This window comes from Pseudomonas sp. AC252 (genome assembly GCF_979258105.1).
Genome location: NZ_OZ409837.1, coordinates 2,974,453 through 2,995,583, shown reverse-complemented (window position 1 = coordinate 2,995,583; position 21,131 = coordinate 2,974,453). Strand labels below are relative to the sequence as shown.

The following is a 21,131-nucleotide window of genomic DNA, read 5'->3' as shown; positions in this document are numbered from 1 at the left end:
GAGAGGTACACCATGACTTTCACTACAACTCCTCGTCGTCTCGCTAAAAGCTTCGCACTGGTTGCTGGCCTCAGCGTACTTTCCGTCCCGGCCTTCGCCGGCGGCGACGCCGCGCTGTACGGCCCGACCGCACCGAAAGGCTCGACCTTCGTGCGTGTCTACAACGCCAGCAACGCTGAAGTCAGCGCGACTGTCGGCAGCACCAACCTGAGCGACATCGCGCCACTGGCCAGCAGCGATTTCAGCTTCATGCCGGGCGGCGACTACAGCGCCAAGGTCGGCAGCCAGACCCTGCCGGTAAAACTCGCCGGTGACCACTACTACACCCTGGTCAACAACGCGTCCGGCGCGCCACAACTGATCGAAGAGCCGCCGTTCAAGAACAAGCAGAAATCCCTGGTTCGCGTGCAGAACCTCAGCGACAAGCCACTGACCTTGAAGACTGCCGATGGCAAGACCGAGGTGGTGCCGAACGTGGCAGCCAAGGGCCGTGGCGAACGTGAAATCAACCCGGTGAAAGTCAGCCTGGCGCTGTACGAAGGCGACAAGAAAGTCGGTGACGTGAAACCGGTCGCCCTGGAGCGTGGTGAGGCAGCGGTGCTGTACGTCACCGGCAACGGCAGCAACCTGTCGCCAGTCTGGGTGAAACGCCCGGTGTCGACTCGCTAATCGCTCGAGCTATCAGCTACTAGCTTCAAGCTGCAAGTGAAGTGCTTCTAACTCACCACTTGCAGCTTGCAGCTCTCAACTGCATTTTATGGAGTAAACATTATGATTCCGGTGATCTTGTCAGGTGGTAGCGGTTCGCGTCTGTGGCCTCTTTCGCGTAAGCAATTCCCCAAGCAATTCCTCGCCCTGACCGGCGAACACACCCTGTTCCAGCAAACCCTCGAGCGCCTGGTGTTCGAAGGCATGGACACGCCGATCGTGGTCTGCAACAAGGAACACCGCTTCATCGTCAACGAGCAACTGGCCGCACGCAATCTGGAATGCCAGCGCATCCTGATGGAACCGTTCGGCCGCAACACGTCGCCGGCCGTCGCGCTGACCGCGATGATGCTGGTCAATGAAGGTCGCGACGAACTGATGCTGGTGCTGCCGGCCGACCACGTGCTGGAAGACCAAAAAGCCCTGCAACGCGCCTTGGCTCTGGCCACCGTCGCGGCGGAAAACGGTGAAATGGTCCTGTTCGGCGTGCCGGCAACCAAACCGGAAACCGGTTATGGCTACATCAAATCCACCGCTGATTCGCTGCTGCCCGAAGGCGTCAGCCGCGTCTCGCACTTCGTCGAAAAACCGGACGTCAAGCGCGCCACCGAGTATGTCGAATCCGGCGGTTACTACTGGAACAGCGGCATGTTCCTGTTCCGCGCCAGCCGCTTCCTCGAAGAACTGAAAAAGCACGATCCGGACATCTACGACACCTGCCTGCTGACCCTCGAGCGCAGCCAGCAGGACGCCGACAGCGTCACCTTCGACGAAGCCACCTTCGCCTGCTGCCCGGACAACTCCATCGACTACTCGGTGATGGAAAAAACCCAGCGCGCCTGCGTGGTGCCGCTGACCGCCGGCTGGAGCGATGTCGGCTGCTGGTCGTCGCTGTGGGAAGTCAACGAGAAAGACGCCAACGGCAACGTCAGCAAAGGCGACGTGGTGATTCAGGACAGCAAGAACTGCATGATCCACGGCAACGGCAAACTGGTCTCGGTGATCGGTCTGGAAAACATCGTTGTGGTCGAAACCAAAGACGCGATGATGATTGCCCACAAGGACAAGGTCCAAGGCGTCAAGCAGATGGTCAACACGCTCAACGAGCAGGGCCGCAGCGAAACCCAGAATCACTGCGAAGTCTATCGTCCGTGGGGCTCGTACGACTCGGTGGACATGGGCGGGCGTTTCCAGGTCAAGCACATCTCGGTCAAGCCGGGCGCGTGCCTGTCGCTGCAGATGCACCACCACCGCGCCGAACACTGGATCGTGGTCAGCGGCACCGCCGAAGTGACCTGCGACGAGAACGTGTTCCTGCTCACCGAAAACCAGTCGACCTACATCCCGATCGCCTCGGTGCACCGCCTGCGCAACCCGGGCAAGATCCCGCTGGAAATCATCGAAGTGCAGTCGGGTTCGTACTTGGGTGAAGACGATATCGAGCGTTTCGAAGATATCTACGGTCGCTCCACCCCGATCGAACGCGGCGTGTCGGTGAAAACCATCGCGCAGTGATCGCTCGCTAAAACGAGAAGCCCTCGTCCAGCCCGTTGCGTTCCCTATCCGCAGCGGGCTGGGCGGGGGCTTTTTTCGCCTAGCCGAAAACTGAATTACGGCGTCTCGCCAATGCTGGATCTTCCTCGAGCGACTCGCCTTCCATCCCCTGTGCCACCGCCACGGGATCTTGAGTAAACGCCGCGGCAAACAGCTGCTGCGCCAACGGTGTGCGGGTTGCGGTCGGTTCCGGAAACAATGACCGGCGCGGGGTCGATCGATTGAAGGAGCGCAAGTCGACCGCTGGGCTGTTCGGGGAAACGGCTGGAGGTACGGGGACGGGTGTGCTGAGCATTTTGTACTGGATCCGCGTCTGAGCCTCGGAAACCTGCATGGCATTGCCCATTGCCACACTTACAGAGCCAACCAACTGAACGGCGGGGTGGGCGGCGTGCATCAGCAGATTTCCGCCGATCTGGAAGCTTTTGGCCACAGCACCGCGCCTGGCTGCAAGTACTTGCGGTTCTTCAACAGGGCTGTTGAACGCAACGGACATGGGTCCCATGATCCGGCTGGTGGTCTCCTCCCCCAACACCCGATTCATTGTCGAAGAAACGAATTCACCGGAGTGGTACAGCACGGCCCCCGACGGGGGTGCGGTGTGCGTCCGGGCGGCGGCAATGACATGTGCCTGATGGGTGTTGAGCACGGAGTTGTCCCGGGCTCCCAGCTCTGCCAGCGCTACCGGTATTTCGCGGCGGTAGGCCTGAACGTCGGGATTGGGGTCATTCTCGAAGTAACGGCGCACGGGCTGCATGCCGGCGGCTTGCACGGGATTGACCAGTTTCTTGTCGGCAAGATCGTGGTACACCCGATCGGGAGCATGCTTGTCGGGCTTGCGCCCGTCGCTGTCCGTGTAAGTCATTGGGTTATTGCGCATCGCGCGATAGCGATTATGGCCGTCGATCGCCCCGCCAGGATCGGTATTCAACCAGCGTTGCAGCCACGGCACGTAATAGCGAAATCCAAAGGAGTAAAGCCCCGTGGCATCACGTTCCTTTCCCGAATAGCGCGCGGTCTTGTAACTGACGTCGGGCTCATCGGCCCACGCCGTCGCACCGAACGGATAGAAATATTCACGGCTGATCAGTCGCGCATCTGCGTCCATCTCAAGACTGAGCGACCCCAGATGATCACTGAAACTGTATCGGTAGATATCGTTGGTGCCCGTCGGTGGCGGGCTTTCCCAGTGCAGAACGCGAACGCTGTTGAGTCCGGTCTGCACGCTGACCACCTGCAAGCTCCGCGCAGTGCCGGTGTCCATGCGCAACTCCAGCGCGGGCAGATAGCGTATATCGGCGAACAGATTGCGCGCGTTGGTCTGGGCTGAGCTCGTTTTACGGACACGTTGACCGCCGCCGTCGTAGAGATAGCTTTCGCGATCATCGGCGCCTGATTCGCGTTGCACGACCACGACCGAGTCCAGCTGATTACGCAGATTCCACTGCAACGGGCGTCCTTGATCCAGCAACAACAGATTACCCCGCGGATCGAAAGCTTCAGCGATCTCTGCCTCAGAGGGCGGCTTACCGTCGCGCCACGGCAGGCAACGATTACTGTGGCGCGCGGCCTGCAGTTGATGACCTGGACTCTGTTGGCCAGTGTGAGTCAGCTCAAGCAAATTGCCCCCGGCGTCATAGCGATAGCTTTGGCTGTAGTTACCGACAGCGATCGGCCCGCCACCAGCGGCGCCAGCCTCCCAGCCAGTCGCATGGATCAGTTGGTAAAGACTGTCATAGCGGTAGCGACTGACTGGCTCGATGCGCTGGTTGGCGAACCAGCGCACGGGCAATGCCTGGTCTTCGATGCTCAGTACATTGCCCATCGCGTCATAGGCATACAGTAGGCGTTGCCAGACTTTGCCGTATTGATCCTGAGCATGGCGGGTGAGCAGACGGCCGTCCTCGGGACGGTAGCTCAGCGTGGTCGAAACGCCGTTGCCGGCCAGTTCCCGAGTGACCAGGCCGTCGGCGTTGTAGCGAATATCGCTGACGACGGGATAGTCCTGGGTCTGAAACCTCAGCCTCAGACCCACCCCGCCTAACCGCCCGTCGAGTGTCAGTGCGAACACCTGCCGGTTGCCAGCAGCATCGAACTGTTCGAGCACGGTTCCGAGCGGGCCATAGCGCCACTGCGTGGTTGCCCCGGCTGCGGATTCGAGCAGTTTCTGCCGATCACCCAAGCCCTGCGGCCAATCCGGGGCCGCTGACTCAAGCGTGAATTGGCGAATGCTTTCGCTGCACTGGCCAGTGATTGCGAATTGCTCAAACAGCACGCTGCCGGCCGGATCGTCATGTCGGATCAATTGACCGAGCTGATTGCGCCACGCGTCGCCCGCCCCGGGGACGCCATAGGCAAAACGCTCGGTGCACCGCCGGGGCAGGCCATCGCCCTGTTCGAACACGGCAACCGGGCGCAGCAAGTTATCGTACTGGTCCTCGCGACGTGCGCCACGGCTGTCCCAACTGAACAGCGTCTCACCCGCCAAACCCGGCAACCGGACCTGAATGCCTGCATCAGTGCTGTCCGAGCGCAGCACGCTGTCGTCCAGGGAGTACACCGATGACAGAGTGGCAGGCGTTTGCGGATCAATCGCTTGCAGCGCCCAGAGTCGAGCATCCCATTGTCTGACCGCACGCCCGGCAACGTCGCGCAGCGTTCGCTCGATCCGGGGCTCGCTTGCCAACGATGCATCGGTGCGCCAGTAATTGACTGTGAGGACGGCCAGACCGCGCGGATCGTTCACGGCAAGCGTCGGCGTTTTGCTGTGGATACCCATGGTCAGTCAACGTCCGTGTAAGCATCTGCCCATCTGAGCAAGCGCAAGCCCGCGTAGCCACTGTCAGAAATTACAGTCCCGACCGACGGTAGGCTGGCGCTTCTCACCAATACCCATCGTGCGAGGCGTTCGGTAGGATGGACTTCAATCCTCCATGGAGCACTCGCGCATGTTCATTGGCATCCTGCTGGTCATCACCTGGCTGATCCTGCTGTTGCGCTATCCGGCCAAGGCCTTGCCGGTGTCGGTGGCCGCAGCCATCGGCCTGGGCCTTGTGGCGATGTGGGTGGTGTGGCTGGACAACCGCGAGATCAAGCAACTGGCGCGCCTGGAACTGCGCATTGCCTATGCCCCCGAACAATGTCCGGCCGACCGACCCCTGCAATTGAAAATGAACAACGGCAACAATGTGCCGCTGACCGAACTGCGCTGGCGCATCGCCGCATACGCGCCGGGCGATACGGTCAATCTGGCCGACTACCAATACACCGCCCCACGCTATCGCGGCCCCGGCGAACTGCAGGCCGGCGCGACTTGGGAAGACTGCCTGCCGCTGCCGCCGCTGCGCCCCGGCTATCGCCCGCAAACGCTGGAGTTTCGCGCCGAGCATTTGCAGGGTAGTTTCTCCGACTGATCCCCTTCCCCGATTTTTTGCATAAGGAATGCGCCATGCCCGTTGCGTTGATCACCGGTTGTTCCAGCGGCATCGGCCGCGCCCTCGCCGATGCTTTCAAAGCGGCCGGATACGAAGTCTGGGCCAGTGCGCGCAGGGCTGAAGACGTCAGCGCGCTCAGCGCCGCCGGTTTCACCGCGATCCAGCTGGACGTCAACGATGGCGTCGCGCTGGAACAACTCGCCGAACGTCTGGGCCAGCAACATGGCGGCCTCGACGTGTTGATCAACAATGCCGGTTATGGCGCCATGGGGCCGCTGCTCGACGGCGGCGTGACGGCCATGCAACGGCAGTTCGAAACCAACGTATTTTCGATTGTCGGCGTCACCCGCGCGTTGTTTCCGCTGCTGCGTCAGGCCAAGGGGCTGGTGGTGAATATCGGCAGTGTGTCGGGTGTTTTGGTCACGCCGTTTGCCGGCGCCTACTGCGCGTCGAAAGCGGCGGTACATGCCTTGAGCGATGCCTTGCGCATGGAACTGGCACCGTTCGGCATCCGCGTGATGGAGGTTCAGCCCGGCGCGATCGAATCAAGCTTCGCGAAAAACGCCGGGCATGAAGCCGAGCAGTTGATCAACGAGCAATCGCCGTGGTTTCCATTGCGTGAAGGCATTCGGGCGCGGGCCAAGGCATCGCAGGACAAGCCGACGCCGGCCAGTGAGTTTGCCGCTGAATTGCTTAAGGCTGTGCAGCAGAGCAAGCCGCCACGGTTGATCCGCATCGGTAACGGCAGCCGGGCGTTGCCGTTGTTGGCGACGTTGCTGCCGAAGGGATTGCTGGAATCGACGTTGATGAAGCGGTTTGGGTTGCATGGGCAGCTTTAGATTCGCATCCATCTAACGTCCCGAGCCAGTCCGTAACTCTCGGTTATGCCGAGCCCTGCGAGACCCGCCACTCACTTCTGTCAACTGTCAAAGCTGACAGTTACGGCCACGCTCTAATCGGCATAAAGTCGTCTATGTAGGAGTTTAGTCGGGCTTTCCTGCGGCTATTCCCGGTTAGAGTCCGGCAATCAGCGGATAAAGGTGATAGACAATGGACAATGAAAAACGGAAGAATGCACCGGGTAACCCTGATGAAAGTTGGGGTCCGAGAAAAAATGGCCGACTGTACGCCAAAGACGTATTTACAGCTCATATTTTTCCAGACCTTTGGGTCTCAGGAACCTTGATACTTCCCGATGAAAGTATGTTGGTTTCATCCTCGGTGGTACTCACTGACACTCATCACTTCTCCATCGCAAAACTGGACTCTTCCGGAAATGTTGATAAAAGCTTTGGCGAAGAAGGTTTCCTCACAGAACTCTTTGCTCCAGACTTACCTGCTTACGGTGGCAGCTTTGCGCTGAAGGATGAGCGCATTTATATGTTCGGATCGTCAAAATCACCAAGCTCTCTAGATGCCCAAATTGCGATCTTGTGCATCGACGAGAAGGGTAAGCGAAACAAGGATTTTGGAACTAACGGGCAGATCATCGTAGAAAACATAATCAACGATCGCGTTTTCTTCGCAAAGTATCATTTCATCCGAACACTGAAAGACGGCAGTGTGCTTATCGGAACTTCAGGGGCAACCGGCCCCTCTCGAATCCGTACAGGTTACCTGATGAAGTTTGATGCCAGTGGCGAACCTGATAAATCCTTTGGCTCCAACGGAATCGTTGATATAAAATTACCTGATGATGCAGCCATAGACTTGACGGATGTGTGTATTCTCGATAATGGCAATATTCTCGTATCAGGCTACGCGCGCCCAAAAACATCAACGTTCAACATCGGGTTACTAGTCATGTTGAATCCCACCGGCTCGTTCAACCCGCTTTTTGGAAAAGACCCGGCTATCCCTGGCTTCCGGCTATTCACTGATGAACGCCGTGGAATCGAACTAAATGCCGTCACTGAGCGCAGCACCGGTAAATTCCTGGCAGCAGGTAGCACTGGTAATCTGGGCGGTTCTGAGGCTCTCGGATTACTAGTTGGTTTTGACCAACGAGGTGAGAACGATATGGCATTCCATAATGGGGAGGCGCTTGAGTGTGCAGTTAGCCCAGACCACACTTTGGGCTGGGATGCCGTCGTCACCCTAGGGGATGACATTTATGTAGCAGGAGGGGAGCAACTTTTTACACTCGCCTTATTCAAACTTGACGGCAAACTTAATACAGCTTTTGGCAACGAAGGCGTTGTACAGGAGCCCTCGTCAGGACGGGCTAGCGCACTCCTGCGCTATTCATCCGACCGATTACTGTGTAATTTTACCGCGCCTGGAGTAGGCGGCCCCCGAGGAATTTTATTTCGTCATTATCGAGCCTGACTCACTAAGTCATACAAGAAGCCACGTCACCAACAGAACGGCCTCAGGCACTCTGTTGATGTCTAAGTGAATTTGTAGACGCTCTCGAAGTTTCATTTTCAGCAGTATCGAGACAAACTGATTGTTGTCCTGAACATCAATCCAGAAAAATCCTCTGGGTTGTCTGTATCGCTACAACATTTCCCAGTAGCTGGAAGCATCACCGCGTCGCCCGGTTCAGGGGCGACCTGATCGATCAATTGTCTGCCAGGTCCTGCTTCACCACCACCGTGCAAGTAATCCCCGCCGCCAGCAACACCCCCGCCGGCACCTCATCAATGCGAATCCTTACGGGCACGCGCTGAGCCAACCGCACCCAGTTGAACGTCGGGTTCACATCGGCAATCAGCTCGCGGCTTTCCGGGTTGTCGCGGTCGTAGATGCCGCGCGAAATACTTTCGACATGGCCCTTGAGCACTTCGCCGCTCATCAACTGCATGTCGGCTTTATCGCCGACCTTCACATGGGGCAGTTTGGTCTCTTCGAAGAAGCCGTAGACCCAGAACGAGTTCATGTCGACCACGGCCATCTTCGCCTCGCCGATGCGTGCGTAATCACCGCGATGCACGTTGAGGTTGGTCACGTAGCCATCCACCGCAGCGCGCACTTCAGTGCGTTTGAGGTTGAGTTCGGCGGCTTCCAGCTGCGCCTGGGCGTGTTGGTAATCGGCCAGCGCGGCGTCGGCGATGTTACTGGCGTCGTCGCGGTTTTCCTTGGAGATCACCAGATTGTCGAGGTCGGCGCGGCGGTGGGCGTTGACCTTGCGCATCTCCCAGGTCGACTTGCGCGAAGCCACGAGTGACTGCGCCTGCTTGACCGCGATGCGGTAGTGCTCGGGGTCGATGCGCATCAGCAGATCACCCTTCTTCACCAACTGATTGTCGCGCACCGGCACTTCGACCACTTCCCCGGTGACGTCGGCGGCGACGTTGATGATGTCGGCGCGCACGCGGCCATCGCGGGTCCACGGCGTGTTCATGTAGTGCTCCCACAACGTGCGGCCGATCCACAGCGCCAGGGCCAGCACCAGCAGGGTCGCGAGCAGGCTGAAAAACTTTTTCATCAAGATGTTCTCAACGGTAGACGGTCAGCGCCATGGCACCGAACAGACAGGTAAACAGGCTCAGACGCAGCAGCGCCGGGTGCCAGAAAAAACGGTACAGATCGAACCCCGAGAGGAAGCGGTCCAGCGCCCAGGCCAATCCCGCAGCAATGAAAAACATCAGGGTCATCGTCGGCATGTACACGCCGTGGAAAGCGATTTCACGAGGCATGAGCGAGTCCTTCGGGCCGGGCGGGAGCGAATTCGGCGAGCGGTGATTGCGGATCGAGCAGTGAAGTGCGGATGAAGTGCAGATAGCTCTTCACCCGGCGCAACGCGGAGGTATCGAAGTGTGGCGCGAACGGTTCATCGGTGGCGGCGACGCGGCTGATCGCATGGTCGACAGCGACCAGTGCGCGCTGCAGATTGCTCGCGTTCGGTTGCAGGAACAGGCGCACCAGCGCACGCCCCATCACCCGAAGTGCCTGGCGCCACGGCTGCGATTCGGCATACGCCGGGTGCACCGGCAGGATCGCCTGTTCCTTGCGCAACTCGATGATCGCGTGGCCGACTTCGAGCACCACGAACATCCAGCGCAACAGACTCTTTTGTACCTTCGGCTGCCCTGCAGCGAGGCCATAGGCCTGATGCAGCAGATCGCGGGTGCGGCTCTCGAAACGCGAGGCCAGGCCCTTGAGTTTGCCGCTGATCGCATAGACCACTTGCCCGCGCAGATCCTGCTCCAGGCGCTGCCACAGCCAGCGACTGTTCGGCGGCAGAATGATCGCCCCCGCCGCCGCACACACCAGCATGCCCATGACCATGGCGATGTAGTCGTTGATGAAGGTGTAGGGGTTGTAGATGGTCAGGTTGTCCGGCACTGAACCGGTGCTGAAAAAGATCAACAAACCGAGGCCGACACCGGCGTATTGCGGCCGCGAGGCGAGGAACGAACCGAGCACGATCACCGGCGCGAGCATCACGCAGAGCAAGGGGAAACCGTCGATCCACGGGAAGATGAAAAACATCTCGACGAAGCCGATCAGCGCGCCGAGAAAAGTCCCGCAGGCCATTTGAAAGGCCATGCGTTTGGGGTTCGGTGTGGCAGCGGACAGGCCGACGGTGGCGGCGGCAATCAGGGTCATGGTCGCCCCGCTCGGCCATGCAGTGGCGACCCAATAACTGCCCAACACGATCAGGATGAACGAGGCACGAATCCCCGACGCGGCTGCCGCCCACCAGTTGGTTTGCGGAGTGAAGGGCTCGTCCCAGCGCTCGCGTTCGTGGCGGTGCTCGGCCAGGGACGCATGGGTCTGCGCATAGCTGTGCAGGTCATCGACGAAGCGGTAGAGCAATTCGTAGGCGGTGTGGAAATCCAGTTGTTCGGCTTCGCTCGGAGCAGTGTCCTGAAAGATCCCGCGCAGCGTTCGGACACGTGCCGGCAGACCTTCCTTGTAGGTGGCCAACGCGGTCGCCAAACGGGCTGCATCAGGGCTGGTCAGAGCACGCCCGCTGAAGCCGTCGAGCACTTCGGCGAGGTCCTGCAGACCCGGTTTGATCGCTGCCACGACGTGCTCTTCGCCATTGCCGCGCAGGCGCTCAAGCAACTGATGCAAGGCATTGAAGCGCGTGGTGATGCCCATGAACTCGCTGTTCAAACGACTCAGCCGACCGTTGCGCCGGCGCATGTGCGGGTCTTCGAACACGGTCACGCTGCGCAAGCCTTCCAGGCCGACGGCTTCGGCAATGAAGCGCACGTTGCTGGCTTCGAACGCCTCGGCTTTGCTGCGCCCGCGCAAGCCGTCGGTGACGAACAGGGCGAACACGCCGAAGCGCTGATACAAGGCGTTGCGCATCGCCGCACTGGCGGTCTGCGGCAGAATCGCCGCGCTGATCAGCGTCGAACAGAGAATCCCCAGCGAAATCTCCAACACCCGCCACACCGCCGCCATAAAGGCGCCGTCCGGGTGCGCCAGCGCCGGCAGACCGACCATCGCTGCGGTGTAACCGGCGAGCACAAATCCATACGCGCGAAAATTGCGGCAACGTGCGGCACCGGCCGAGCAGATGCCGACCCAGATCGCCAGCGAGCCGAGAAACAATTCGGTGTTTTGTGCGAACAAAGCGATCAGCGTGACCATCATCGCCGACCCGGCCAGCGTGCCGAGCAAGCGATAGAAACTCTTGGCGAACACCTGACCGCTTTGCGGCTGCATGACGATAAACACCGTGATCATCGCCGTACGCGGTTGCGGAAGTTCCAGACGCATCGCCAGCCACAGGGTGAGAAACGCGGCGAGCAACACCTTGAAGATATACACCCAGGTCACGCCATCGCTGCGTGCCCAGTCGAAAAAACCGCGACGCCATTCCAGGGAGTGGAGCCAGCGCAACGGTGCGGGCAAGGGAGTCATTAAATCCTGCTCAATGTTCGAGAACTGAAGAGTTTTCTGTGGTCACTGCAAAACCTGTGGTGAGGGGATTTATCCCCGTTGGGCTGCGAAGCGGCCCCAAAAACTACGACCCGATTCCCACAGTCACACCGCGTGCACTGGCTTTGCGACGGCTGCGCCGCCGAACGGGGATAAATCCCCTCGCCACAGGGTTTGGGGTCAACTCCAAAGGAGGAAATTCCCAGTAGAGATTTAGAGTTCAACGCAGCAGCGCCGGGGTTTTCGGGGCTTGGGTCTGCTCGGCTGTCGGCACGTCATTACCGGCACCGAGGCCGCCCCCCAAGGCAGTCACCAGCTCGGCATGCGCACTCAACCGCGCCGCCTGGACCTGCTGCTGCACTTGCTGCTGTTTGAACAGCAAGGTCTGCGCATTGAGCACATTGAGGTAATCGGTGAGGCCACGTTGGTAGGCGATCATCGCGATGTCGTAAGTCTTCTGCGCTGCGGCCACGGACTCGGCGGCGAAGTCCTGCTGCTTGTCCATCGACTCGCGGCGGATCAACTGATCGGAAATGTTCTTCAGCGCGTTGATCAGGGTCTGGTTGTAGTGCGCCACAGCGATGTCATAACCGGCTGCCGCTTCGCCCAATTCGCCACGCAGTCGACCGCCGTCGAAGATCGGCAACGAGATCGCCGGGCCAACGTTGTAGTTGAGTTTCTTGCCGGTCAGAAACTCCAGCGCCCCGCCGCCAGTGGCCATATAGCCGAGGCTGCCGACCAGATCAACATTAGGATAAAAGCCGCCATGGGCTGCATCGATGCCACGCGCCTGCGCCGCCACTTGCCAGCGACTGGCGACCACATCGGGCCGCTGGCCGAGCAAGTCGGCGGGCAATGCCGATGGCAGTTTCAGCGCAGCACCGAGGGACAATGTCGGGCGCTGCAACTGCGCGCCCGCCCCCGGACCTTTGCCGGCGAGCGCGGCGATCTGGTTGCGGCTCAGGGCGATTTCCTCGTCCAGCGCATCGAGTTGGCGATGGGTCTCCGGCAGTGGCGTTTCGGCCTGGCTGACTTCGAAGTGCGTGCCGATCCCGCCGTTCAAGCGCTTCTGCGCCAGATCGAGAATCTGCTGTTGCTGCTGGAGCGTCGCCGCGACGATGTCGCGCTGGGCGTAATGCAGCGACAGTTCGATGTAGGCGCGGACGATGTTGTTCTGCAGTTCCAGCTGTGCCAGTCGCGCCTCGGCCACGCTCACATGCGCCAGATCAACCGCCCGCTCACTGGCATTGCGCTCGCGGCCCCAGAGATCGAGGGCGTAGCTGAAGCCGAGCGCGGCGTTGTTGTCCCACGTGGTGGTGTTGGCCAGATCGCCGGGGCCGTAGAACTGATCGGTCGGCCAGTTGTGGCGCTTGAGGGTCGACTCGCCATTGATCTGCAACGCCTCGGCCGCTTCGGCAACACCGGCCATGGCCTTGGCCTGACGCACCCGCGCAGCGGCCATGGCCATGCTCGGGCTGCCTTGCACGGCGAGGTCGATCCAGCGATTAAGTTGCGCGTCACCAAACGCCTGCCACCATTGGGCGCTGGGCCAGTGGGCATCTTTGGCAGCCTCGGCAATGGCCGCGTCGGTGGCCAGTGAATCAGCCGCGAGCGTCTCGCCGTGAGGGGCAATGCCTTGGGTTGAGATGCAGCCGCCGAGAGCCAGGGTTAAAGCCAGAACACTGAGCGGCAAAAGCGCTCTGTTGATGCGACGCGGCACAGCTGCGAATTCCTGAGAGAGGGATAGATCGAGGACCGTGTAGGAGCTGCCGCAGGCTGCGATTTTTTGATCTTGCTTCCCTTAAAACAAAATCAAAGACCGCAGCCTTCGGCAGCGCCGGCACAGGATCGACGCAATTCTATGGAGCTGCCTCTGCGGCGATAAGCTGGGATTTCTGTGAATCTTTGTTACGGTTAACGAGATAATCCCTTGGTCGGGGGTCTCAGCCCCTGAAACTTCGTGTCACAATTTGCCATCTCCCTTGAGAGCACCCCATGGACACTTTGCAAAACATGCGCGCCTTCAGTTGTGTTGCCGAAGCGGGCAGTTTCACCGCCGCCGCCGTGCAACTCGACACCACCACTGCCAACGTCTCGCGCGCGGTCTCCAACCTCGAAGCCCATCTGCAAACGCGTCTGCTCAATCGCACCACCCGGCGCATCGCCCTGACCGAGGCCGGCAAACGCTACCTGCTGCGCTGCGAACAAATTCTGGCCTACGTCGAAGAAGCCGAAGCGGAAGCCAGCGACGCCCACGCGCGCCCGGCCGGCCAGTTGAAAGTGCACACCATGACCGGCATCGGCCAGCACTTCGTCATCGACGCCATCGCCCGCTACCGCAAGACCCACCCCGACGTGACGTTCGATTTGACCCTGGCCAACCGCGTGCCGGACCTGCTCGACGAGGGCTACGACGTATCGATCGTGCTGGCCAGCGAACTGCCCGACTCCGGTTTCGTCTCGCAGCGCCTGGGCATCACCTACAGCATCGTCTGCGCCTCGCCGGCCTACGTAAAAGCCAACGGCGCCGCGCAGAAACCCAGCGACCTGCTCAACCACGCCTGCCTGCGCCTGGTCAGCCCGGTGATCCCGCTGGAGAAATGGGCCTTCGACGGCCCGGACGGCCAGGAAACGGTCACCATCAACAGCTCACCGTTCCTGGTGAACTCTGCCGACGCCATGAAAACCGCCATCACCAGCGGCATGGGCGTCGGTGTGCTGCCGGTCTACGCCGCCATCGAAGGCCTGCGCAACGGCACTCTGGTGCGCGTGATGCCCAACTACCGTTCGCAGGAACTCAACCTCTACGCGATCTATCCGTCGCGGCAGTACCTGGATGCGAAGATCAAAACCTGGGTGGAATATTTGCGCGGATCGTTGCCGGAGATATTGGCGGCGCATCAGGCGGAACTGGTTGCGTATGAGTTGAGCGGGAGTCTGGCTGGCGTCCGCGTTGCGACCTGACTTTCAAAGACCCGGAGGGAGTTCCGCGTTCCGATGACGCGGAATTCCCAATGCAACGTCGTTGCGATAGCACTAATCGGCGATAAAGACAGAGTGTTACTTCTGTACGTGCTCAAGACCTTGAACGTCTCTGAACGCACCGTTTGCTCCCAGCTGGGGCTCTGTTGGATCGTTCTGTACCTTTAAATTGAACGTCGCATGGAATGTGCCTCGTTCCAAATCGAATGCAACTGTGACTTTTCCGCTTCCGTAAACAGCTGAGTAAGGAGTATATGTCTCCCCATCGTCATCCTTTTCAATCAGTACATAGATAATGTCGATACCGCTGTCTTTAACGTAATCATGTTCTTTGTTGTCAATTGACTCTGGAAAACTGATGCTCAACGACGCCGACCGTTTTTCGTCAAATTGTTGATTTGCACTAACTAGGACTTCCTTGCCATCAGTCAAGAATTTCAAAACACTGCCATTGAACGGTGGAAGGCTGTCAATCAGCACGTTGGCCGAACCTGATACTGATTTTTTTGATTTCGAATGGAGCCGAATTTTATTTTGCATGACAAGTTCCCTCTCTATGGATCCCGGTACACACAGGAAAATAGTGTGCAGACACAAGATTGCATGATTGAACTCTGATCGCACCTGACAGAAATGACAGTAAAACAAAATTTTTTGCTATAAGAAACTTACGATCTGGTTCTAGACAAAGTGCAGAAGGATGGAATTGGTAGCGTATCAATTGGCCGGAGCCCGCCTAGGACTCGACACATTCAAATTCGAGCTGTCAGATAAACCGCTTTCGCGAGCAGGCTCGCTCCCACAGTTTGAATCGAGTACATCAGCGAGAAACAGGTCGGCTGTCAGGCCGCCTTCGCGAGCAGGCTCACTCCTACAAAAGCAAAGGCAAAGCAGCGCAGCTGCCCGCGGCGAAGCCGCCCCACTCAACAATGAGCGCAAGCTCGAGTGCTTTTGATCTTGATCCACCGGCGACGTCGGAAGGCTGAGTGGAGGGATTGATCCGGGCGTGGGAGCGCAGCGACCGTCTGGCGCAGCCAGACACAGCGGAAGGAGGTGCAGCGAAGCAAACCGGAGCCGCTGCGCCCGGATCAGTCCCGGAGCGAAGGAACCCGAGCCTGCGAGGGCCGAACGTAGGAGCAAGCGTTTTTTTGCTTACTTTTTTTAGGCGCTTCCCCCGTGTCAGCCTACCTGTCACCTCTGTTGATTGACTCAACCATTCATGGGGGCGAAGGTGTCTAGCAATGCCGAAGCGTTATGACGATGACTTCAGAGACTGGGCTGTTCTTCAAATGATGCCGCCCTTAAACCGTTCCGTAGCAGAGCTCGCCGTTGCAATCGGCGTCACCCCACAGTCACTGCGAAACTGGAGGCAAATGGCTAGAGATAAAGGATTGATTGTTCCTGGGAATAATAAAACCAGCAATCAGTGGTCCAGCGCCGACAAATTCAACGCCGTTCTGGAAACCGCGCCGTTGAGCGAGGTAGAGCTTTCACAATATTGCCGAATCAAGGGCATTTATCCTGAGCAGATTCAGCAATGGCGCCAAGCTTGCCAGAATGCCAACACTGCGATGGAGCCTCAGCCCAACAAAAAACCGACCACCGAGCAAATACGGATAAAGGAGCTGGAGCGACAACTGCTTCGATCCGATGCTGATTGCAAGGAGGCGGTCGCTTTACTGGAACTCAGAAAAAAAGCCAATGCGATCTGGGGCAAGGACAAGGCTGATCAGCGCCCCTGATCGTGTGCAGGCTTTGGGCCTGATCGCTGAGGCAGTAGCAAGTGGTGCACGTCGGTTTCGTGCATGCAAAGAGATCGGGCTGTGTTTGCGGACGGTTCAGCGTTGGCGACACTGCGAAGCCGACAAGCGCCAGATCATCAAGCGCGAAGCACCGTCCAACAAACTCAGCGTCGCAGAGCGTCAGGCTGTTTTGGATGCTGCTAATCAACCTGGCTACGCGAGTCTGACACCGCACCAGATTGTCCCGAAGTTAGCTGACGAAGGTATCTATCTGGCATCGGAATCAACATTCTATCGGGTGCTGAAAGAGGCAAATCAGAATAGCCGTCGAGGCCGAGCCAAAGCTCCGAAGCGCCGAGCTTTGACCACACATTGTGCTGATGCCCCAAATCGAGTTTGGTGTTGGGATATCACGTGGTTACCCACCACCGTTAAAGGTCGCTTTTACTACTGGTACATGGTCAAAGACATCTATAGCCGCAAATTAGTGACCAACGAAGTACACGAATCCGAACGCGCAGAACATGCATGCGTACTGCTTGAAAAAGGATGCTTACGAGAGCGTACGGCGGGTCGTCCGCTGGTACTGCACTCGGACAACGGTCACGTAATGAGAGGCTCGCTTCTTCGAGAAAGCATGATTGCATTGGGCGTCGAACCGTCGTTCAGCCGACCCCGAGTAAGCAATGACAACGCCTATGCCGAAGCGCTTTTTCGTACGGCTAAGTATTGCCCGCTGTGGCCCGAGCGGCCCTTCGACAACCTCACGGAAGCACGACTCTGGGTGCAGAAATTCGTTGAGTGGTACAACGACGAGCATCGTCATAGCGCCTTGAAATACGTGACGCCCAATGAGCGTCACGAAGGCAAGGCACCTGCGTTACTGCAGGCACGGGAGAATCTTTACAAGGCAGCCAAAGCAACTAACCCTAGCCGTTGGAGCGGCGAAGTACGTAATTGGAAACTCGCAAACGCTGTTTACCTGAATCCAGAGCGCCCTGAAACAAGGGCGTAATAGACTCCTAAAACAGCCGTGAAGCGACAGATACGTTGACACGCACCGGCTTGTAAAAAGTAAGTCGCCGTCAGGCGAAACCGCCAGCCGCCGCAGCGAAACATTCGGATATTCACACCAGACAAACCAAGGCATGGTCGGCCCAGAGGCCGCCAAGACAACCCGAACAAGAAAATGTTAGCGTGCTTGCAATCAAGCCCCGACGAGCCCAAGCCCAATGAAAAAAACAGTCCTGGCCTTCAGCCGCATCACCCCGCCCATGATCGAACGCCTGCAACAAGAATTCGACGTCATCGTCCCCAACCCCAAGACCGGTGACATCAACGCCCAGTTCAACGAAGCCCTGCCCCACGCCCACGGCCTCATCGGCGTCGGCCGCAAACTCGGCCGCGCACAACTGGAAAGCGCAACAAAACTCGAAGTGGTCTCCAGCGTCTCGGTCGGCTACGACAACTACGACCTCGACTATTTCAACGAACGCGGGATCATGCTCACCAACACCCCCGACGTGCTCACCGAAAGCACCGCCGACCTCGCTTTCGCCCTGATCATGAGCAGCGCCCGCCGCGTCGCCGAACTCGACGCCTGGACCAAGGCCGGCCAATGGCAAGCCAGCGTCGGCACCCCGCTGTTCGGCACGGATGTGCACGGCAAGACCCTCGGTATTGTCGGCATGGGCAACATCGGCGCCGCCGTCGCCCGCCGCGGGCGCTTCGGCTTCAACATGCCGATCCTCTACAGCGGCAACAGCCGCAAGACCGAACTGGAACAGGAACTCGGCGCGCAGTACCGCAGCCTTGATGAGCTACTCGCCGAAGCCGATTTCGTCTGCCTGGTGGTACCGCTGAGCGACAAGACCCGCCACCTGATCAGCCATCGCGAGCTGACGCTGATGAAGCCGAGCGCCATCCTGGTCAACATTTCGCGCGGCCCGGTCGTTGACGAGCCGGCGCTGATCGAAGCCCTGCAAAACAACCGCATCCGTGGTGCCGGGCTCGACGTCTACGAGAAAGAACCACTGGCCGAATCGCCGCTGTTCCAATTGAAAAACGCCGTGACCCTGCCACACATCGGCTCAGCGACCACCGAGACCCGCGAAGCCATGGCCAACCGCGCTCTGGCCAACCTGCGCAGCGCCCTGCTCGGCGAACGGCCGCAGGATCTGGTCAATCCGCAGGCCTGGCTCGGCTGAAAAAAGGGCCGGCGCAACGTTGCGCCGGCCTTCACCTTACATAACTTGCAACCGAACAAAAAAGCCAGACCAAGTAACAGCCATATAAGCTCTCGCAACTTATCAACTTATTGCTTAATTGCCATGGAGAGCTTATACCGTGAACACCCTGACCACCGACAAACTCATCCGTTACAGCAAAGTCATCTTGATGGCTTATATAAGCTTCTTCGGCTTGCTGGTGATGATTCATAACTTCACCGACTACGAATCCAATTACACTTATGTGGCGCACATCCTGAGTATGGACACCACCAACGCCAGCGAAAACATCATGTACCGGGCCATTGACTCGCCCATGATCCACCACCGGATCTACTGGTTCATCATCACCATGGAAGTAACTTACACGGTGCTCTGTCTGATCGGCACCTACCAGTTATATCGCTACATTGATGCTTCGGCTGCAGCGTTTCATGAAGCCAAGAAGTTTTCGATCATGGGCATATTGGTCGCCATCTTCATTTATTACGTGTGCCTGCAAACTGTCGGTGTTGAATGGTTCGACATGGACACTTCGCAATCATGAAACGCCAAGGACTGGGCACGACACATTGTCGACTTTATCTTCCCGGTAATGATCTACATCACCTTGAAAGTCGAGCGCTGAACAGCAGCGCTCGTTTTATCAAGCCAACTTTCCCTGCCCGGCGGACAACAGTGGTTTCGGTTTACGAAACACCAGCACGTTGCCCAGCATCACCAACACCAATCCGGCGAGCGCTGGCGCGGTCCATTGATAACCTTCGGCAAACGCCGACACGTTCAACGCCACCACGGGAAACAGCACCGTGCAATAAGCCGCACGCTCCGGTCCCATGCGCCCGACCAGCGTCAGGTAGGCGGTAAAGCCGATCACCGATCCAGGAATTACCAGGTACAGCAACGCGCCGACGTAACGCGGCGACCAATCCATGTCGAAAGGAATGCCTTTGAGCAGACACCACACCGACAACATCGCCGCGCCGTAGGCCATGCCCCAGGCATTGGTGGTGAACGGCCTCAACCCTGCTTTCTGTTGCAGACTGGAGAGCATATTGCCTGCCGAAAAACACAAGGTTCCGCACAGCGCGAGACCAAGACCGAGCAAGGTTTGCGGAGTGGCCTCATGCCCCGCCAGCTCCGGCCAGAACAACATCCCCAGACCCGACAGCCCCAACGCACCGCCCAGCAACACATTGCGCGCAATGCGCTGACCGAAGAACACCCGCGCATTCAGCGCGTTCCACAGCGTTGCCGTGGAAAACACCACCGCCACAAGCCCGCTGGGAATCCACTGACTGGCGGTCAGAAAGCACATGAAGTTGATGCAGAACAGGCACAGGCCCTGCAAGACGCAGATGAGGTGCCCACGCCGATTCATCGGTTGCAGACGTCGGCTGAGCAGCAGCAACGCAAACAACACCAATGCAGCCAGGCCGAAGCGATAAACGATCGACACAGGAATTTCGACCACGCCCAATTGCCATTTCAAGGCGATCCAGGTGGTGCCCCAGATCAGCACGGTCAGCAGGTACAACGACAGGTTCATGGCAGACACTCCTTAAACAGGCCTTGAGTGTCTGCCTTGGCCATCCTTCGGCGCTTGCAGAATCTTGCGCTTTTGTCTGCCAACTGGCTGGCAGCGCCACGCCTACGGAGTAGGATGCGAAGGCGTTGAAGAGAACCGCACATGGCCGCCATCGATACCCTGCAAGTCTTTCAAGCCCTCAACCGCTCGCCGAATGCACGTCTGGTGCACAGCGCCGAGCTCGGCGACGGCTTGTCTGCGGCTTTGTGGACCAATCACCACGACGCCCAGGAATATGAAGCGCCGAGTCATCACACCTTGTCCTGCTATATCGCCGGCGGCACTGGTACATTTCGCCGTGGCCAGCCGGGCCGCAAGGGCGGGCCCGACAAGCTGTGCATCCTGCCGGCCGAGCATGAATCGGGCTGGGTGATCAATGGCGACATCCGTCTGGCGCACCTGTATTTCAGCGCCGAACAATTCGCCCTCGGTTGCGTGACGTTGCTCGATCGCGAACCGCGCGAAATGCAATTACGCGAACAGACCTTTCTCGAAGATCCGCAGCAGGCCCAGCGCTTTCGCCGATTGTTGAGCCTGAACTGGGAAGAGCCAGCCGAACGCTTGCTGACCAGCAGCCTCGCCCACGAATTGATCAGCCACACCCTGCTCAACCAGGTCGGTGCGCGTCAGGGCTTGCGCTTGAAGGGCGGACTCGCACCGCATCAGCGCCGGCAACTGGTGGAGTTCATCGACAATCAGTTGGCTGAGCCGATCAGCCTCGGGCAACTGGCCGGGCTGTGTGCGCTGTCGGAATATCACTTTGCGCGGATGTTTCGCCTGAGCTTCGGCCTGCCGCCGCATCAATATGTGCTGGCGCGGCGCTTGAGCCGGGCACGGGAATTGTTGCGCGGCACGGCGCTGCCCTTGGGGGAGATTGCACTGGCGTGCGGGTTTGCCAGTGCCAGCCATTTCACTAATCGGTTCAGGCAGGTTTTGGGTGGGACGCCGGGCGAGTATCGGCAGGCGTTTTTGCGTTAGAAACTCGTACCTTTTCGCCAGTGATGGCCCCTTCGCGAGCAGGCTCGCTCCCACCTTGAAATGCAGTCTCCTGTGG

General features: G+C 58.9%; 16 protein-coding genes and 1 pseudogene. 10 read left to right on the top strand and 7 right to left on the bottom strand.

Translation table 11 applies throughout. The annotated features are described in order from the left end of the window. The first annotated feature begins 12 nt into the window (after positions 1-12). Both ACZZZ4_RS13590 and ACZZZ4_RS13585 read left to right on the top strand, forming a co-directional pair. Complete coding sequence (locus ACZZZ4_RS13590) at positions 13-669, top strand: alginate O-acetyltransferase AlgF (RefSeq protein WP_016771605.1); 657 nt, start codon at positions 13-15, stop codon at positions 667-669. A gap of 102 nt (positions 670-771) precedes the next feature. Next, on the top strand, positions 772-2,223 hold the full coding sequence (locus ACZZZ4_RS13585) for a mannose-1-phosphate guanylyltransferase/mannose-6-phosphate isomerase (RefSeq protein WP_039759241.1): 1,452 nt from the start codon (positions 772-774) through the stop codon (positions 2,221-2,223). A 79-nt stretch (positions 2,224-2,302) separates the two neighbouring features. Here the strand turns inward: ACZZZ4_RS13585 and ACZZZ4_RS13580 are convergent, their stop codons facing one another. Next, positions 2,303-5,041, bottom strand: coding sequence for an RHS repeat domain-containing protein (locus tag ACZZZ4_RS13580; protein WP_463548023.1), 2,739 nt, complete (start codon positions 5,039-5,041; stop codon positions 2,303-2,305). Positions 5,042-5,210: 169 nt separating this feature from the next. Between ACZZZ4_RS13580 and ACZZZ4_RS13575 the strand changes: the two genes are divergently transcribed. From ACZZZ4_RS13575 to ACZZZ4_RS13565, 3 genes are all read left to right on the top strand, one after another. Beyond that, on the top strand, positions 5,211-5,675 hold the full coding sequence (locus tag ACZZZ4_RS13575) for a multidrug transporter (protein WP_463548022.1): 465 nt from the start codon (positions 5,211-5,213) through the stop codon (positions 5,673-5,675). 35 nt (positions 5,676-5,710) lie between these two features. Further along, positions 5,711-6,535, top strand: a complete 825-nt coding sequence (locus ACZZZ4_RS13570; protein ID WP_463548021.1) for an SDR family oxidoreductase — start codon at positions 5,711-5,713, stop codon at positions 6,533-6,535. Between the two features lie 211 nt (positions 6,536-6,746). Then, complete coding sequence (locus ACZZZ4_RS13565) at positions 6,747-8,024, top strand: hypothetical protein (RefSeq protein ID WP_463548020.1); 1,278 nt, start codon at positions 6,747-6,749, stop codon at positions 8,022-8,024. 235 nt (positions 8,025-8,259) lie between these two features. Here ACZZZ4_RS13565 and ACZZZ4_RS13560 read toward each other — a convergent pair whose 3' ends face one another. The 4 genes from ACZZZ4_RS13560 to ACZZZ4_RS13545 all read right to left on the bottom strand — a co-directional run bounded on the left by ACZZZ4_RS13560 (position 8,260) and on the right by ACZZZ4_RS13545 (position 13,257). Continuing rightward, entirely contained in the window at positions 8,260-9,126 is an 867-nt protein-coding gene (locus ACZZZ4_RS13560) for an efflux RND transporter periplasmic adaptor subunit (protein ID WP_415763594.1), read from the bottom strand. A gap of 10 nt (positions 9,127-9,136) precedes the next feature. After that, the gene (locus ACZZZ4_RS13555; protein WP_039759248.1) at positions 9,137-9,337 is read right to left on the bottom strand and encodes a DUF1656 domain-containing protein; all 201 of its coding nucleotides are present in this window, start codon (positions 9,335-9,337) and stop codon (positions 9,137-9,139) included. Next, positions 9,327-11,519, bottom strand: coding sequence for an FUSC family protein (locus tag ACZZZ4_RS13550; protein WP_463548019.1), 2,193 nt, complete (start codon positions 11,517-11,519; stop codon positions 9,327-9,329). Before ACZZZ4_RS13550 ends, ACZZZ4_RS13555 begins: the two co-directional genes overlap by 11 nt. A gap of 238 nt (positions 11,520-11,757) precedes the next feature. Then, on the bottom strand, positions 11,758-13,257 hold the full coding sequence (locus tag ACZZZ4_RS13545; RefSeq protein ID WP_463548018.1) for an efflux transporter outer membrane subunit: 1,500 nt from the start codon (positions 13,255-13,257) through the stop codon (positions 11,758-11,760). Positions 13,258-13,532: 275 nt separating this feature from the next. On the opposite strand from ACZZZ4_RS13545, the gene ACZZZ4_RS13540 reads away from it, so the two are divergent. Beyond that, on the top strand, positions 13,533-14,501 hold the full coding sequence (locus ACZZZ4_RS13540; RefSeq protein ID WP_076565944.1) for a LysR family transcriptional regulator: 969 nt from the start codon (positions 13,533-13,535) through the stop codon (positions 14,499-14,501). Positions 14,502-14,597: 96 nt separating this feature from the next. Here the strand turns inward: ACZZZ4_RS13540 and ACZZZ4_RS13535 are convergent, their stop codons facing one another. Beyond that, positions 14,598-15,059: a hypothetical protein gene (locus tag ACZZZ4_RS13535; protein ID WP_415763597.1), complete on the bottom strand. Its 462-nt coding sequence runs from the start codon at positions 15,057-15,059 to the stop codon at positions 14,598-14,600. A 701-nt stretch (positions 15,060-15,760) separates the two neighbouring features. Between ACZZZ4_RS13535 and ACZZZ4_RS13530 the strand changes: the two genes are divergently transcribed. From ACZZZ4_RS13530 to ACZZZ4_RS13520, 3 genes and pseudogenes are all read left to right on the top strand, one after another. Next, positions 15,761-17,276 (top strand): IS3 family transposase gene (locus ACZZZ4_RS13530; RefSeq protein WP_463548017.1). Its coding sequence is split into 2 segments (ribosomal slippage): positions 15,761-16,230 and positions 16,229-17,276, totalling 1,518 coding nucleotides; the frame shifts between segments, so codons are not numbered across the junction. Positions 17,277-17,493: 217 nt separating this feature from the next. Beyond that, positions 17,494-18,468 (top strand): 2-hydroxyacid dehydrogenase, encoded by a 975-nt coding sequence (locus ACZZZ4_RS13525; RefSeq protein ID WP_463548016.1) that lies wholly within the window; start codon positions 17,494-17,496, stop codon positions 18,466-18,468. Positions 18,469-18,607: 139 nt separating this feature from the next. Beyond that, positions 18,608-19,117: pseudogene (locus tag ACZZZ4_RS13520) on the top strand (DUF2165 family protein). Positions 19,118-19,135: 18 nt separating this feature from the next. On the opposite strand, the gene ACZZZ4_RS13515 reads toward ACZZZ4_RS13520, so the two are convergent. Continuing rightward, positions 19,136-20,038 carry a DMT family transporter gene (locus ACZZZ4_RS13515; RefSeq protein WP_463548015.1) on the bottom strand — a complete coding sequence of 301 codons (903 nt, stop codon included), beginning with the start codon at positions 20,036-20,038 and terminating at the stop codon, positions 19,136-19,138. 141 nt (positions 20,039-20,179) lie between these two features. Between ACZZZ4_RS13515 and ACZZZ4_RS13510 the strand changes: the two genes are divergently transcribed. Next, a complete protein-coding gene (locus tag ACZZZ4_RS13510; protein ID WP_039759265.1) occupies positions 20,180-21,055 on the top strand; it encodes a helix-turn-helix domain-containing protein in 876 nt (291 codons plus the stop codon). The last annotated feature ends 76 nt before the right edge of the window (positions 21,056-21,131 follow it).

Excerpts from the sequence above, each read along its gene's own strand:
- ACZZZ4_RS13590 (WP_016771605.1), top strand. The coding sequence starts at position 13 with ATGACTTTCACTACAACTCCTCGTCGTCTCGCTAAAAGCTTCGCACTG.
- ACZZZ4_RS13585 (WP_039759241.1), top strand. The coding sequence starts at position 772 with ATGATTCCGGTGATCTTGTCAGGTGGTAGCGGTTCGCGTCTGTGGCCT.
- ACZZZ4_RS13580 (WP_463548023.1), bottom strand. The coding sequence starts at position 5,041 with ATGGGTATCCACAGCAAAACGCCGACGCTTGCCGTGAACGATCCGCGC.
- ACZZZ4_RS13575 (WP_463548022.1), top strand. The coding sequence starts at position 5,211 with ATGTTCATTGGCATCCTGCTGGTCATCACCTGGCTGATCCTGCTGTTG.
- ACZZZ4_RS13570 (WP_463548021.1), top strand. The coding sequence starts at position 5,711 with ATGCCCGTTGCGTTGATCACCGGTTGTTCCAGCGGCATCGGCCGCGCC.
- ACZZZ4_RS13565 (WP_463548020.1), top strand. The coding sequence starts at position 6,747 with ATGGACAATGAAAAACGGAAGAATGCACCGGGTAACCCTGATGAAAGT.
- ACZZZ4_RS13560 (WP_415763594.1), bottom strand. The coding sequence starts at position 9,126 with ATGAAAAAGTTTTTCAGCCTGCTCGCGACCCTGCTGGTGCTGGCCCTG.
- ACZZZ4_RS13555 (WP_039759248.1), bottom strand. The coding sequence starts at position 9,337 with ATGCCTCGTGAAATCGCTTTCCACGGCGTGTACATGCCGACGATGACC.
- ACZZZ4_RS13550 (WP_463548019.1), bottom strand. The coding sequence starts at position 11,519 with ATGACTCCCTTGCCCGCACCGTTGCGCTGGCTCCACTCCCTGGAATGG.
- ACZZZ4_RS13540 (WP_076565944.1), top strand. The coding sequence starts at position 13,533 with ATGGACACTTTGCAAAACATGCGCGCCTTCAGTTGTGTTGCCGAAGCG.
- ACZZZ4_RS13535 (WP_415763597.1), bottom strand. The coding sequence starts at position 15,059 with ATGCAAAATAAAATTCGGCTCCATTCGAAATCAAAAAAATCAGTATCA.
- ACZZZ4_RS13525 (WP_463548016.1), top strand. The coding sequence starts at position 17,494 with ATGAAAAAAACAGTCCTGGCCTTCAGCCGCATCACCCCGCCCATGATC.
- ACZZZ4_RS13515 (WP_463548015.1), bottom strand. The coding sequence starts at position 20,038 with ATGAACCTGTCGTTGTACCTGCTGACCGTGCTGATCTGGGGCACCACC.
- ACZZZ4_RS13510 (WP_039759265.1), top strand. The coding sequence starts at position 20,180 with ATGGCCGCCATCGATACCCTGCAAGTCTTTCAAGCCCTCAACCGCTCG.